The 15,137-nt window shown below is 59.1% G+C and carries 12 protein-coding genes and 1 pseudogene; 3 read left to right on the forward strand and 10 right to left on the reverse strand.

The annotated features are described in order from the left end of the window. Positions 1-81: 81 nt before the first annotated feature. From QM600_RS13915 to QM600_RS13935, 5 genes and pseudogenes are all read right to left on the reverse strand, one after another. On the reverse strand, positions 82-213 hold the full coding sequence (locus QM600_RS13915; RefSeq protein WP_283262055.1) for a putative transporter small subunit: 132 nt from the start codon (positions 211-213) through the stop codon (positions 82-84). Positions 214-241: 28 nt separating this feature from the next. Continuing rightward, entirely contained in the window at positions 242-1,912 is a 1,671-nt protein-coding gene (locus QM600_RS13920; protein WP_502942976.1) for a sodium:solute symporter family protein, read from the reverse strand. 449 nt (positions 1,913-2,361) lie between these two features. Next, on the reverse strand, positions 2,362-2,895 hold the full coding sequence (locus tag QM600_RS13925) for a hypothetical protein (protein ID WP_283262059.1): 534 nt from the start codon (positions 2,893-2,895) through the stop codon (positions 2,362-2,364). 47 nt (positions 2,896-2,942) lie between these two features. Then, positions 2,943-3,584 (reverse strand): annotated as a pseudogene (locus tag QM600_RS13930) (plasmid pRiA4b ORF-3 family protein). Positions 3,585-3,662: 78 nt separating this feature from the next. Then, a complete protein-coding gene (locus QM600_RS13935) occupies positions 3,663-5,801 on the reverse strand; it encodes a DEAD/DEAH box helicase (protein WP_283262060.1) in 2,139 nt (712 codons plus the stop codon). 107 nt (positions 5,802-5,908) lie between these two features. Between QM600_RS13935 and QM600_RS13940 the strand changes: the two genes are divergently transcribed. Then, positions 5,909-6,511, forward strand: a complete 603-nt coding sequence (locus tag QM600_RS13940; protein ID WP_283262061.1) for a T3SS (YopN, CesT) and YbjN peptide-binding chaperone 1 — start codon at positions 5,909-5,911, stop codon at positions 6,509-6,511. 299 nt (positions 6,512-6,810) lie between these two features. On the opposite strand, the gene QM600_RS13945 is transcribed toward QM600_RS13940, so the two are convergent. Further along, positions 6,811-7,809 (reverse strand): HNH endonuclease, encoded by a 999-nt coding sequence (locus tag QM600_RS13945; protein ID WP_283262102.1) that lies wholly within the window; start codon positions 7,807-7,809, stop codon positions 6,811-6,813. Positions 7,810-8,061: 252 nt separating this feature from the next. On the opposite strand from QM600_RS13945, the gene QM600_RS13950 reads away from it, so the two are divergent. Then, positions 8,062-9,066: an MBL fold metallo-hydrolase gene (locus QM600_RS13950; RefSeq protein ID WP_283262062.1), complete on the forward strand. Its 1,005-nt coding sequence runs from the start codon at positions 8,062-8,064 to the stop codon at positions 9,064-9,066. 39 nt (positions 9,067-9,105) lie between these two features. On the opposite strand, the gene QM600_RS13955 is transcribed toward QM600_RS13950, so the two are convergent. After that, positions 9,106-9,996: a universal stress protein gene (locus QM600_RS13955; protein WP_283262063.1), complete on the reverse strand. Its 891-nt coding sequence runs from the start codon at positions 9,994-9,996 to the stop codon at positions 9,106-9,108. Beyond that, the gene (locus QM600_RS13960; protein ID WP_283262064.1) at positions 9,993-11,426 is read right to left on the reverse strand and encodes an amino acid permease; all 1,434 of its coding nucleotides are present in this window, start codon (positions 11,424-11,426) and stop codon (positions 9,993-9,995) included. The genes QM600_RS13955 and QM600_RS13960 overlap by 4 nt, the downstream gene beginning before the upstream one ends. Positions 11,427-11,558: 132 nt before the next feature. Between QM600_RS13960 and QM600_RS13965 the strand changes: the two genes are divergently transcribed. Beyond that, a complete protein-coding gene (locus QM600_RS13965) occupies positions 11,559-12,353 on the forward strand; it encodes a hypothetical protein (protein ID WP_283262065.1) in 795 nt (264 codons plus the stop codon). A gap of 26 nt (positions 12,354-12,379) precedes the next feature. Here the strand turns inward: QM600_RS13965 and QM600_RS13970 are convergent, their stop codons facing one another. Both QM600_RS13970 and QM600_RS13975 read right to left on the reverse strand, forming a co-directional pair. Next, on the reverse strand, positions 12,380-13,354 hold the full coding sequence (locus QM600_RS13970; protein ID WP_283262067.1) for a TauD/TfdA dioxygenase family protein: 975 nt from the start codon (positions 13,352-13,354) through the stop codon (positions 12,380-12,382). 57 nt (positions 13,355-13,411) lie between these two features. Beyond that, positions 13,412-15,112, reverse strand: a complete 1,701-nt coding sequence (locus QM600_RS13975) for an ABC transporter ATP-binding protein (protein WP_283262068.1) — start codon at positions 15,110-15,112, stop codon at positions 13,412-13,414. Positions 15,113-15,137: the final 25 nt, after the last annotated feature.

A 15,137-nucleotide genomic window follows, 5' to 3' on the forward strand; every position in this document is an offset into this window, starting at 1 on the left:
ACTATAACGCCAGTCCCTACGCCCAACGCAAGGTGACCGCCACCACCGACAGCAAAAAGCCTCGGTGATGGCGGTCAGCGCTTACACCAGATCTTCGCCGTTGCGGCGAGCTTCCATCCAGTCCTTGATGAATCCCCGACTGATGACCGCCAGGACAACAGCGACCAACACAGGCCAGATCAGGACGTAGATGGTCAGTAGAGCTGTACTCATTCGTACTCCTTCAGTTTTGAGGCGACAGCTATCTGCCGGACACACCCAGCTCGGAAACATCGTCACGCGGATCCGTCTCGGGATCCTCCTCGTCGAAGTCACCTGTCCGCTGCTTGATCAACTCGAAATCGAATGTCTCGCTCTGGTTCACCGACATCGCGAAACACACGACGGTACTGACGGCATAGGCGACCAAAGATCCACTGAGCGTGGGGTAATCGTGGAGGAAGCCGATCGCGAACGGCGCCGAGATCAGGATCGCCAGCCCGCCGACGATCTGCGCAACCTTCAGCCCGAAGAATCCGAAGGCCATGAGCCCCAGCACCACTCCGATACCGATCACGGAGACGATGTCGAAGAGGATTCCAATCACACCGTCCATCGGCACCCAACTGAAACGCACCGGCAAGAACGCCGCGAGCGCTACGAGGACCGACACGGTGAAGGCCTTGTTGGTCACCTTGCCCCAGTAGAAACTCGCGATGACGGGGAATACGAGCGCACCCCAGAGAGCTCCGACAAATACCAGTAGATCCAGAATGCTCAATTGCAGACTTGCCAATGCAATCGCGACAGCCGTCGCGACGATCATTGTCACTCGACCGATGAGCAGCATCCGTCGCGGATTGGCCTTACCGGCGACGGTCTGGCCGTATACATCGGTCATCATGATCGACGAGAGTGCCGCCAGATCCGAGTCCGCCGTTGAGGACAGTGCTCCGATGATCATGACAAAGAAAACAGCCAGCAAGATTCCCGGCAAGTACGACGCCGCCATCTGCGGAATCAAGTTGTTGACGTCGCCGCCCATCGGCTCGACGCCGAGGTACAACGCGAGAACACCGAGCATGCCGACGCCGATTACCGTTGCGCCGTAGCCCACTGTGGCGGTGATGAAGGTGGGCTTGATCAGGTCTTCGCGGACCGCGAACAATCGCTGCGCGATGGTCTGGTTTCCGATTGCGTACGCAAGTACAGCAGCGATGTACGGCGCGCCTTGCTCGAAGAAGGCGACACTCGAGAAGAAGTTGCCCTGCTCAGCAGTGAGGTTGCCGGCGCCGCTCTCGAAGGCTGTAGGGAATCCTGCCGCGAAGAAGATGAACGGCACCAAAACGACTACCGCGCCGAGCATTCCGATCAATTGCACAAAGTCGGTCAGTACCGAAGCACGGAATCCCGACCACAGTGTGTACAGCAGAACACCCAGCGCAACGATGAAGACGCCCTGGATGAAGTTGAACGGGGACAGCAACGAAATCAGCAGACCACCAGCGAGGAAGTTCGACATCAAACTGATGACACTGCCGACGATATTGGATCCCGCAAGCATGAGCTGGCTGGAGCGGCCGTGGCGCGCATACATAACTTCGGCCAAGGTGTGGGCCTTCGGCGCTACTTTACGAATTCGCTGCCCGAACGGATAGATGAAAAGAATCATCAACGCGCCCCACAGTCCGTAATGAATCGGACCTGAGATTCCGTAGGTATATCCGGAGGTGGCGGATGCATACATCGACGACGCCCAAATCCACGTGGCCGTCATACTGGCAGCCGAAACACCGAATCCCAATTTATTGCCGGCGGTCATAAACTCGTCGGCATTTTCCTGCTTCTTACTGATACGAAGAGAAATGAGAAAAGTTCCACCGTAAAAAGCCACCAGTAGTGAAACAATTACCAACGTACTGAACTGGACCATATCGGATCCTGTCACGTCACATCCTTCGTTAATAATCGACAGAACAATGCGTAAAGATCCCAGTTTCGAATCCTTACGCTCTGTTGCTGCACGTCCGAGGAGTAACCGTCATACCAAAACCGGTCACATATTCAATTGACTAACAACACACAATCGTCGAACGAAAACCTATACCTCCATTGAGCGAATGCCAGAGAGCCGAGCCGACGCATAAGGTCAATGCGTCGAACATTGGGGCGGATTCAAGCTTTTGGCTCGACCATCCAAATTCAGCAACTGGAAATTGACCATAGCATGACCCTAGTTTTACGACACAAAATCCAAATTTGCCAATCCCTCGAAATTCGAGCATTTCACTGCCCAAAAAGTGCTTTCTTCCAGCGCATATAACAAATCCATATCGAATGAATCAGTCCACGATCCGATCCGTTTGACCTCGAATTTTTCAGCTACATCGACAGGACTATTCGCGCGAACCCGCGGCCCCATTCCGGATCACACGGAACGTCTCGATCGAGCGGGTTCGCGGCGATAGCGCCCATCATTCGCAGATACAACAGGGTGCCCCTCGCGACCGACGTCCAGTCATCGTCCTTGAGTTTGGTTCCACTCACCGTACGCCAACCCAGCGCAGCCAATCCCTCGATCATCACTTCATTCCGCTCGGCCTCCGATAGGCCAGCGGCCAATGTGAGTAACAGGATTCGGCCAGCCTCCTGCGCAAGCTCACCCTTCCCCAACGGCAGCACCGCGACGATATGCCTCCACAACTCACCTTGGTACGCGATCATCGATGTACCGAGTCTGATGAGAATCAATGTGCCTCTGTGCTTTCGGACCAACTTGAGTATCTTCGCGACTTCCAATAACTCCGAGAGCTGTGCACTACTACCGGAAGTGGTATCGATCCACTCACTGCCCCAATCGAGTTCGTCGCGAGCTGACGCAACCTCTTCCGGCGGAAAGCATCCGGATGCAGTCAACCTAATGCCGTCTCCGTTGGCGTGATTCAGCAACCAATACAGATGGGTCAGCGCACCCCAACCATGGTGTCCACTGCCGTGTTGACCTCGTCCAAGACGAAGCGCTCGGAATCGAAACCTGAGTCGTTCGTCTGCGCTTCCAGGAACTCTCGATAGCCAATCGGACCGCCACAGTCCTCGGGAGGGCACGCCCGTGCTCCGCCGAAGCAATACGGTGCAGAAAGAGGACCTCGTTTGACGATCTCCCCGAGAACCAGCATGTGGCTCCACCGCGCCTCAAAGTTGTACTCGTACCGCAGGTGGACCCCCACCTCGAACAGCACCTCGTCGAGACGCACTTCGTCCTCGCCGAACTCGTCTTCGCTGTCTATCCCATCGCACTCGATCACATCCCGCATGAGGTACCGGTCGGGGCCGACGCTCGATGTGCGTTTCATACCTACCCACTGATGTTTGTGTTGGTCGCCTCACCCCATCAGTGCCTGCACAGCCGAATGCAGTTCGTCGAGTTGGATATTCGACGGCACTGAGAATCGCCGCCAGATGGGCGGCGTGACACCGTCGAGTTCGATCGTCACCAAGTAGTTGACAACCGTCCGGCCACCCGACTCTCCGGGCGCCGGCCGCTCCTCGTTGGAGGTCGGCACCAACTGCAGGTGTGATGATTTTCGAACTCGTCGAATCGTCATTGATGGAGACTAGGACAGCCCTCCGACACGTTCGAGATCATCTCTGCTGCAACGATGTCGGCTTTGTCGGGCTCTGACTCACCCTGACAATCTCGCCTGCTCGGCCCGCACAAAATCTTGCTCAGTTGGCGCCGCGGCCGACTCCCATCCGGTTTCAACGGATCCTGCGTCGGACTCTTTGGCATGACTGCGCCTCGCGTACTCGTCGAATAGGTCTGACTTCTTCGCGAGCGTCGCGCGCATCATGACGTCGACGCTGTCCTTGGCCAGTAGTCGGTGCACCTGCACCGTCCGCACCTGCCCCATCCGGTGAGCCCGCGCAATGGCCTGCGCTTCCGTGCTCGGTTTCCATTGCGGCTCAGCCAGAATGACGACGGACGCGGCCTGGATGTTCAATCCGACTCCCCCGGCTTCGATCTGCGACAGCAACACAGCATGCCCCGCGTGGGCCGTAAACTCGTCCACCAGTCGCTGCCGCTCAGCTGTTGCGGTTGCGCCGGTGATCGGTCCGAACACCTTACCCGGCAGCGAGTCTCGAATGATGTCGAGGACTCCACGAAAGCACGAGAACACCAATACCTTCGCCTCGTTCTCCGCAGCTTCCTCCACGATCTCGACCATCCGCTCGAGCTTCGCGGACCCTGAGCGCGCTGCGGGCGCGTAAGCCGCTTGACGCATCGCCATGAAGTTGCCGCTGTGCACCGCAGACCGGTACGCCGACGCATCCTTCGCTCCGAGTAGCACCCAGTCCTCGACCTCGATCAATTCGGGAAGTTCGGTCAGTACGTCAATCTGGTTGCGGCGCAGATATACCGGAGCAACGATCTTTCGAAATCCCGTCGCACCGGAGAGACCGTCACGGACGTGGATTTTCCCTGCGACAGCCGGCTGAACGTAGCTCACGAGGTTCTTGAATTCCTCGACTCGATTTTCCATCGGTGTACCGCTGAGAAACACTGCCCATTCGCAAGAATCGAGCACAGTCCGCACTGCGCGGGCACGTTGGGTAGCGGGGTTCTTGATGAAGTGCGCTTCGTCGACGATCAACATGTTCGGGGTAATGGTCAGCGTCAGCGCTTTGAGCGTATCGAAGGTGGTTATGGCGACGCCGCCCCATCGCGCCCACTCTCCGAGATCGGCGTCCCGCTCGCTACCGTGAATCTGCCACGGCCGCAGTGTGGTGTGCTTGGCCGTCTCGTTCATCCAGTTGCTGACAACACTCGCCGGACACACAACCAAGACGTGACGCTTGTCCTGCGTCGCCAAATGCGCCGCGACAGCGAGGGCTTGAACTGTTTTGCCGAGGCCCATCTCGTCGCCGAGAATCGCCTTGCGTCGGGACAGTAGGTACTGCGCGCCGAACGCCTGATATCCGCGCAGAAACGATCTCAGGTGTGTCCGATCGAGCGTGACGCGGTCTGCCGCATTCACCAGGTCGCGGGAAATGAAGCCGTGCGTCGCCTGTGCTTCCTCGACTGTGCCGACTGCGACGAACTGACTCAGCAGTGCGTTGATTGTCGCCGCATCGCGCTCGTATTCGATCCACTGGTCGTCATAGCTCGGTGGCGGGTGAACGATTGCGAGTAGCTGCGCCCGTAAATCCTCGAGCCCAGGGGCCGACGCAATGGCGATGATCTGCTGAAGTGCTGCTTGTGCTTCTGCTCGCTTGGCTTTGCCCGAGAAGAATCGCGACAACCTGCTGCCCGCGCGCTGCGCCGGCACCCGCAGCGGATCAACCTGCTCTTTCAGAGACGTGATCGGACCACGCACTTGCTCAACTGCAGGTTCTGCATGCCGCAGTGTGAGCAACAGTCGCAGAATCTCGGTGTCTGTCTTCGACTTGCTATCCGGGTTCAACCGGAATCGCGTCTCCGAACGCACCCGCTTCTGCTGTGCGAGTGCTTCGGTGTGGATAGCCGACGCAGATTGGGGCCCGATGCCGGGCACCGTCCCCAGTGTCGCCGCCGACGAGTTCGCGACATCAGCCACCGTCCGGAACCGTGACTGCGCCAGACCGCCCATCCGGGTGCCCTTAGGTAGGGCGTCCTTGAGGGATTCCGCGGGGATCGCGCGCAGCGCGGCATCGATCTGGGCATCAAGCGCCCGAGTGACGGCGCTCGCAATCGATGCACGCACCGTGCGCGGCGTGTCGAGTGCCTGCTGCACGAGAGCGAAGAGCGCGTCGAGTGAGTTCAAAGTCTCATCCACATCGGACATGATCCACTAGCACGTTTTCAGTGCGCGCCGACTACCGTGGACCTGACATTCAACGCATAAAAATAGTGTCCAGCCCATGCTCGGGACTGGCACGGAACTGAGGATCCATGAGCGAGAACGACACCACCGCCGACCAGCCCCTTCACATCGACGGCGCTATGGCCATCGCAACGGACGAGCGTGACGAGTTGATTCGCTTGTGCGTCAAGTCCCTCGCCGAGATGTTCGGCAGCGAGCCCGCAACCGACGACGACGGCGACATTGTGGTGCCCGTGCATGGCTTCGTCGTCTACGTGACCGTCGCTGACGACGGCCCGCAGATCAATGTGTGGTCCTCGATCGTCACCGGCCTCGGCAACCCGGCCCATGCTGCAACGCAGCTGATCGAACTCGCCCAGGAATGGCCGCGCCTGCGCTTCGCATTCAGTGGCGACCACCTCCTGGTCTCGACCATCCTCGACGCGGACCCATTTGCCCCGCAGCATCTGATCAACCTGGTCGACGAGGTTCACGAGTTCACCCACGAACTTGACGACGATTTCGCAGCATCCTTCGGCGGCGCCCTCGACTGCGATGAGGATGACGACAGCTACGCGGGCGAATGCAACGTCGGCGGCTGTGGCGACGACTGTGACTGTGCATGTGGAGATGACGCCGACGCAGTCGACGGCGAGATTGGCATTACGGCAGTCACGCCGACTAGCAAGTAGCGCAACCGATCTTGACTACCGAGATGCATGCGCGTTGCGAATTATGCAGCGCGCGTGCATCTCTGCGAACGTTTGGATCACGCAGGGACTGGTTGTGGTAACCGCAGCATCGAGAACACCAACCTGCCGTCATCCATCCAGATCAGCTCCGACGACCAAGACCAACAACTCGACCCGAGCACTCCGTTGGATCGCTTGCGCCGTTACTACAAAGACCCGCCAAGGCCACCGAAAGCTGTATTCGCGCAGTAATTTCGACGTAGATTTTCGACACGATTTATCAGCAGACTCGACCGACTTCAGCCGGCAGACTGAAACTTCTGATAGCTCAACGCGAGCAACTCTGGATCCGGCCGCTCTGTCCGCGAGGACGGAATCATCATCAATTTCTGCCCGTGCCGTTCCTTGAGGCCATATTCAAGCATCGGACCGTCGATCTCGACGAGAAGATCCTGCCTGATCTCGACCACAAGATCGGGACTAATGCCGAGAATGTGTACATCGAAAGCAGCGTGATGGATCTTGCACATTGCTAAACCATTTCGTACCGAAGCGACACCAGCCTCATCCGAATCAGGTACGATATGTGCCGCGTCAAGCAACGAGCTGTGCCCCAAAGCGCAAACAGCACAGCGTGTTTCGTAGGCTCGCATCACTGTCGCACGGAAGACAGGCTGGTGCAGTCGTCGCTTCGTTTCGGAAATCAAGTATCGGCGCAGATGGGATTCAATCGGCGAATCCGTCATGTGAAGATCACGTGCAAATTCGGTTGCAACCACGAACTGGTGAAGAGATACTTCTTCTGCGACAAGAAATACGGGAAAGATCGGTTGGAACTGTCCCGGCCCGACACCGAAGAACCAGATCAGCGGCACCTTCTGCTCCATCGCCGCACGCAGCCCGCGATTGTCCTGGTGATCCGGGTCCACACCGCTCCACTTGTACCGGAGAAAGCCATCGGCTCCGACTGCGTCCTCATATGGTCGATCGGCACCTTCGCGACGATAAACTGTGCTGATCGAAAGAGCGGACGATAGTTGGCGTGGCTTGCGGATGCCGCGTTGGGGATCCATCAATCTGAACATTTCGCCGTCGATTGTGAAATCAAGCAGCTCTTGCTTGCTGATGGAGTCGAGTCCATCGTTGGTCCGCACAGTGAGGAACTGCATCGCTTCGCGACGCAGGCGCGTATCGAAAGCCTCAGGGCCATGCGCGATGCTCACAATGTCAGTCACGCAGGCGTCCTCTCCCCCGTATGCTCGTGCATACGCAGCGGCGTTCACGCTATCGGAGGTCATGAACACGATCCCAGTCACCACGCCGGACAACAGGAAATATGTCGCCGAGACGGGCGGATGTCAGCCGAGGCTGTTCGACACCTAGCGAACCTTCCGACTGTTATTCGACCGGTTCCTGGTGGCACCTATACGACCAGCCCATATCTTGCGGGGTTCCCGTCAAGTAGGACCTGCGTCACGCACCAAACAAGCGCACGGTAAACATGAAGGACATAGAAACAAATTCCCTTATCGGTAAACGAGGTACGACAGATGAACGGTGCAGTTGCCATCGGTGATGGCATATTCCAGATTCCAGTCCCCATCACAAATAACCCGCTGGGCAATACGCTTGTCTACGCGATGGAATCTCCCAACGGTTTGATCCTCGTCGACGCTGGTTGGGGCGATGACAACGGCTGGCAAGGCCTCAACGCCGGCTTGGCGGAGATCGGTCATTCGGTCACCGATATCGAGGGCGTTGTGGTGACGCATTTCCATCCTGACCACACGGGACTGTGTGGCCGGGTACGCGAGGCGTCGGGCGCTTGGATCGCCATGCACGAGGACGATCACGACCTCTTCAACAAGATGGCTACCACTCGCGATGACGACTGGATGGCACATCAACTCGGCAACATGACCAAGGCTGGAGCCCCGGAAGCCGATCGCGAAGCTTTCCGGCATTCAGCCGCCGAAGGAGATTCTCCGGTCGGCATCGAGTCTGCTCCCGACCGCATTCTCTCGGACAACGAGATCATCGCTCTGACCGGCCGCGGACTCCGCGTCGTCTACACCCCCGGACACACGCCGGGCCACGTCTGCTTCTACTTGGACGACGCGAATGTCATGTTCACCGGCGACCATGTCTTGCAGAAGACGACCCCGCACGTCGGAAACTTCACGTATCCCCTCGAAGAACGTGACGGACTGGCCGATTTCTTCGCTTCACTGCGACGCGTCCAGACCATGGACATCACACGCGGACTTGGCGCTCACGGTATTCCGATCGACAGTGTCGGTGGCCGCGCGGGCGAACTGATCGAGCACCACGAGGAACGCCTCGAACACCTACTCGAGGCTTTCGCGGATCAGAAGCTGACAGTGTGGGAGGTTGCGGCTCACATGAAGTGGTACAAGCCGTGGTCGGAGATTTCTCCGATGGGCAAGACCATGGCGTTGTCCGAAGGTGCTGCGCATCTGCGCCATCTGGTTGCGCGCGAGCAGGTTTCGCAGGTTCCGGATACGGACCCGGCGCTGTTCGTTCGTACGTACTAGAGACACGTCAGGGCCGACAAAACTTGTCGGCCCTGACTTTTACTCGGATTCTGCCCGGTCGATGATTCGCGTCGCCGCAGACCGCGGAACTACAACCACCGGAACCGGCGAGTAGCGCACGATTTTCGCGGCGCGCGATCCGAGGAACACCCGGGCGATGGGGCCGGCTTGACTTGAGCCGACGGTCAATACGTCGCCGCGATCCCAGTCGATGTCGTCCAGCACCTCGTCCCAGTTGCGGCCATGACCCACTACGGCTTCCATGGTGTCGGGCGTCTGCGGCAAAGCTCTAACGCGTTCGAATGCTGCGCTCGTTTCCCGCTCGACAACGTCCACCCATTCCTGGACCACCTGCCAATCGCCTTCGGTACCGAGTGTGGTCGGGTATTGGGCGGAGGAACGAACAGCGAAGGACGCCAATCGAAGTCCGGCATTGACCCGGGCGGCAACTGTCGCGGCAGCGAGTACCAGATCGTCTTGATCGGGAGTGCCGGCATAGGCCGCAGTGACTCGTCGCACCACGTCGCCGTCTTCGGCCCGAAAACCTTTCGGCGCCAGCGCAACCGGGACGTCGGAACTGTGAAGCAATCGAGATGTCACACTGCCGAGTGCGACGCGACCGAAAACGCCGGCGGACGACGAGTCCAGAATGATCATCTTCGCGTCGTGCTCGTGAACGACATCGAGTAGACCCCCGGCGGTGGAGTGCGCTTCTCGAACGACGTATCGCGCGTCGATGTCAGCGGGAACTGTGGCACGTGCCTGTGTCAGTGCTTCTTCGGCGTCGACGCGCGTCATTCCCGACTGCGGCGACAACGAAATCACCGAGCAGACGACCAACGGTTCACCGAATGATCGCGCCAACAGCGTTGCCAGTTGGATGGTTCCGATACTGCTGCTATCCGGTGCGTAACCGGCGACGACAGTCATGACTCGACCTCGAATCCCTTTTGCTCACCCAACTTGGAGTGCTTCATGGAGTAGGCGAAGTACCAGATGATCGCGACGGAAACCCAAACCAGGAACACGTAGATCGTGACCGTGCGGAGGTCCTTGATGATCCACAGGCAACCCAAAATCGACAGAATCGGCGTCACCGGGTAGCCGGGAACCTTGAAGCTACGAGGCAGATCCGGATCGCTGCGCCGCAACAGAATGACGCCCACCGAGACGACGAGGAACGCCACCAGCGTACCGATACTCGTCATCTCGGCAAGGAAACTGATGGGGATGAATCCGGCCAGAATACTGATGACGATACAGACGATGATGGTGTTGGGGACCGGCGTGAGCGTCCGCGGGTTGACCTTGTGGAAGACGGACGGAATCATGCCGTCGCGGGACATCGCGAACAAGATTCGAGTCTGACCATAGATGACGACGAGCGTGACACTGCAGATCGAGACCACCGCTCCGGCGGCCAACAATGTTCCCGGCCAGGTCGATCCGGTGACATCCTCGAGGATCGCGGCCAGTCCGGCTTCCTGTCCCTCGAATTCGTCGGAACTCTGTGCGCCGATCGCCACGACCACCACTGCGACGTACACCGCGGTGACCGCGACCAAAGCGATGAGAATTGCCAACGGCAGATTACGACGCGGATTCTTGACCTCTTCACCGGCCGTCGACACGGCGTCGAGGCCGATGTACGAGAAGAAGATGATGCCCGCAGCAGACATGACGCCGCTGAATCCGAACGGAGCGAAGTCCGCGAAGTGGTTGCTGTTCCAACCCGCGATACCGACGACGATGAAGAGAAGCAGAATTCCGAGTTTGATCGACACCATGATCGCGTTGGCCTTGGCCGATTCACTCGCACCGCGAATGAGCAGGACTCCACACAGTCCCACGAGGATAACGGCCGGCAGGTTGATGATGCCGCCCTGCTCAGGAGCTTGGGACAGAGCTTCGGGGATCCGAAATCCGAAGAGATTACCGAGCAACTGATTGAGATACTGCGACCATCCAACCGAGACAGCAGCAGCGGAGACCCCGTATTCGAGGAGCAGACAGGCGCCGACCGCCATGGCCGGTAGCTCTCCGAGCGTCGTGTAGGCGTAGGAGTACGACGAACCCGACGCTGGGACAGCTCCGGCCAACTCGGCATAACAGATTGCCGTGAGTCCGGCGACAACACCGGCAACGATGAAGGAAATGATCACTGCTGGTCCCGCGACCGGAACGGCCTGGGACAGGACGAAGAAGATGCCCGTACCGATAGTGGCGCCGATTCCGAACATCGACAGCTGCACCAGCCCGATACTGCGAGTCAGCTCACCGCCTTCGGTGTCGGCGCCGGTCTCCTTGTCGATCTGTATAGCAGGCTTACGCCGAAATATGTTTTCGACGACGGTAGCCATCGACGCTCCTCTCGAGTGACTCGTAGGAAACTGATCTATCTCCTAGAGCACCCGTAAGCGTTCCACTCCACAACCACCGATGCAAAGTGGTCAAGCACGGACGTTGTCGGTAGCCGGTGCGAGTATCAATTGATGACAACTTGTGGCCCCGATCAGCATGTATTTATCGCGCTCGGTACGCCGTGGCTGGACGCGGCGGTAGCGTTTCTCGAGCCCGAAGCTGACGTCAATCCTTGGAGCGTCCACGGCGACATGGCCGCGGGCGACATCCTGATCACCCTCCTCGATACCGAACCCCAGACGGTGCTCTGTGTCGAAACCTTGACCGCTCCGTTCTCTGACGGCATGGCACGTGTCGAGGTCGACTCGTTCAGCCTTCCGCTTGTTCTCCACATCGAGAAACGGCTCGCCATCGCGTTCCCCGTGGAGACGGGACAGATCGACGACGCAATGGGCGATGAAATTCTTCAGTCGCTCGAGTCCGACCGCTACTCCCCGTTCGGGGAATTCGACGCTCTGGATCCGACTTCGACGGCGGCGCATGCCCGCACACTCATGGAGGACCGCGGAAGGTGCACGGCCTGCTACGAACCGCTGCAGTTGAAAAAGTACCGATCCGGCGACATCGTCCATTTCCATTCAGCGACGCGTGTCTTCCGGCTGCACCAACTTTGTCGAATTCATGGTCACGAAAAACCCGCCGTGCCCGGAAGGCAGGGCCAATCGCACTGCCAGATGTTCCCCCGGAATGCCTGCTTACCCCTTCGCTCTCCATCCCTGGACATCCAATACCGGCTGTGTCGTCGGTCCGGACACCCCGAAATGGCGTTGCCTCGCCTGCAACCAGTCGTGGGGGCAGATGTTCACGTACCCAGAATCCAGCGAGGTCACCTAGCTCCACGCCTGGCGGCCCAACGTCAGATATGAACGGCCGCCAGGCCTGAAATTATCGATCAGTTCGCGGCAAACCCTGGCAGCCGCTCAACGTCCTCGATGATCGAGAACTCGGACGCGTCGCCCTTGATGATGCGACTGGACTCACCCCGGACGTCGACGGGTACATCGCCGGCCAGTGTCACGCGGTGAACACTGCGCGCCTGGGTTCCGTAATCGGAGACGCCGTAGTGCTGGGTGGCCTGGTTGTCCCAGATCGCCAGATCACCCGGAGCCCACGACCACCGAACAGTGTTTTCCAACTTGATGATCCGTGCCTGCAGCAGCTGGTAGAGAGCTACCGATTCCGACGGCTTGAGTCCGACGAACTCCTTGACGAAATGCCCCAGAAGTAGAGTCTTCTCCCCCGTCACCGGGTGGATGCGGACCACCGGATGCTCCGTCTCGTAGATCTCCCGCGTGAATTCACCGTAGTTGGTCACGCGCTGAGAGTTACCCTGCTGCACCTTGTCCACGATCTCGGCGTAGTCATAGGCATTGGTATGCACCGCCCGCAGGTTCTCGACCAACACCTTGAGCGAGTGCGGCAGCTGGTTGTACGCAGCGGTCGTGGACGCCCACGTGGTGGCTCCGCCGTACTCGGGAATGGTGGTGGGGCGCAAGATCGACGCCTTCGGGATGCGGTCGATGAACGTGACATCGGTATGCCAACTGCTGGCGGCGCCGTCGAGTACCAACAGCTTGTTGTCCTTGGACGTGAGCGTGGGGTGCGTGGTGGTCTGGGTGCCGAGGGTTCCGGCAAATTCGTACTGAGACACGTCGTCGAGGTGCTGCTGGCCGCGGAAGAACACAACCTTGTGCGCCGCCAAGGCATATCGAATTGCGTAGGCCGTCTCTTCGGAGAGATCACCGGAGAGGTGAACTCCGTCGATCCGGGCTCCGATCAGCTCTCCGACCTTGTGGACGGTGATGCCGCCGGCGGCGTAAATCTCTTCGGGTGTAAGGGTGACGCGCTCGAGTTCACTGATGGACATGAAATTCTCCTTGGGGAATCTAAAGTGAAAGAAGTTGGTGTCGAACGTGCGGATAGGTCAAACCGCAACAGTCAGGTCGAGCGCCGCAAGTGCACGTTCCCGTCCTTCGCGCTGACGTCGCGGATCCGGAATCGGAACCGCCGCAACCAATTGCCGGGTGTAGTCCTGACGCGGTGAGCGAAATACCTCTGCAGCGGGGCCCTCTTCGATCAATTCCCCGCTGCGAAGTACCGCTACCCGATCGGCTACCTGATGGACAACGGCCAGATCGTGGCTGATGAACAGGCATGCGAAGTTGTATTCCTCTCGTAGATCGGCAAAGAGCGACAAAACATCGGCTTGAACGGATACGTCCAGCGCACTGGTCGGCTCGTCCGCCACCAGCAGTCGTGGCCCCAGCGCCAGAGCGCGAGCGAGTGCAACCCGCTGGCGTTGTCCACCGGAAAGCTCACTCGGTGCCCGCTGCGCAAAAGACCTTGGTAGACGCACTGATTCGAGCAACTCCCCCACCCTGTTTCGCAGCAAAGCGCCGGTTGCAAAGCGATGAACCTCGAGGGGCTCTCCGATGCTCTGTCCCACCGAACGTCGTGGATCAAGCGATGCCGCCGGATCCTGGTGGATGAGGGCCATGCCCTTACGCAGGCCTCGCAGGTTGGTCGCCGAGATCGTCCCGAGATCCGTGCCGTCGAAGCTCACACTGCCACTGCTGGCCCGGATAACCCCGAGAGCTGATCGTCCGAGAGTTGTTTTTCCCGAACCTGATTCGCCGACCAACCCGACAACCTCACCGGGACGCACACTCAGGCTCACACCGTCGACGGCCCGAAACTCCTTGTTACCCAACCTCGACGGGTAGACGATGGATACGTCGTCGAAACGCAGGATCGGAGCGGCAAGCGAGTCTTCCAACCCTTCGACCAGAGCGACGGCCGGCCTTACGTGCCCAGCCTCCGGCAACCGCGGAACAGCGGCCAGCAGAGCCTTCGTATACGGCTCAGTCGGTGCCGCAAAGAGATCGAAGACCGACTGCTCCTCCACCACCTGCCCCGACTTCAACACAAGCACGCGGTCAGCGATATCTGCCACGACGCCCATGTTGTGCGTGATGAGCAGAATTGCGGTTCCCGATCGATCTCGCAAATCTCGCAGCAGTTCCAGAATCTCAGCCTGCACCGTCACGTCGAGAGCTGTGGTGGGCTCGTCGGCAATGAGAAGATCCGGTGAACCCGACAGCGCCAGAGCAATGACTACCCGTTGCTTCTGACCACCCGAAAGTTGATGCGGATACCAGTCGACTCGTCTCTCCGGATCCGGAATCTCGACCATCTTCAGTAGTTCGATCGCTCGGGAACGTGCTGCAGCCCGGGAGATCTTGCCGTGGGCCCGCAGCACCTGGGCGATCTGCCACCCCACCTTCTGAACCGGATTGAGTGCAGTCTGTGGTTCTTGGAAGACCATCGCAGCCTTGATACCTCGCACCTGATTCAACGTTGCCTCGTCGGCTCCAAGCACCTCCTCACCATCGAGTTCGATCGACCCACTCGCCTGCGCACCATCCGGAAGCAGCCCGAGAACGGCCCGCGCGGTCAGCGACTTCCCGGAACCGGACTCGCCGACCAGCGCGAGGATTTCTCCTTGCCTCACTTCGAGATTCACGTGATCTACGACGGTGGTCGATGGGCGTCGGGAATCGTCGGCGCCGAACGTGATCAACAGGTCCTTGATAGAGAGGACCGCTTGTTTCACAGCTGTACTCATCGCTAGTCCTTTTCAGTGTCGTAGA

It is taken from the genome of Rhodococcus sp. IEGM 1379 (assembly GCF_030056815.1).
Taxonomy (GTDB): Bacteria; Actinomycetota; Actinomycetes; order Mycobacteriales; family Mycobacteriaceae; genus Rhodococcus_F.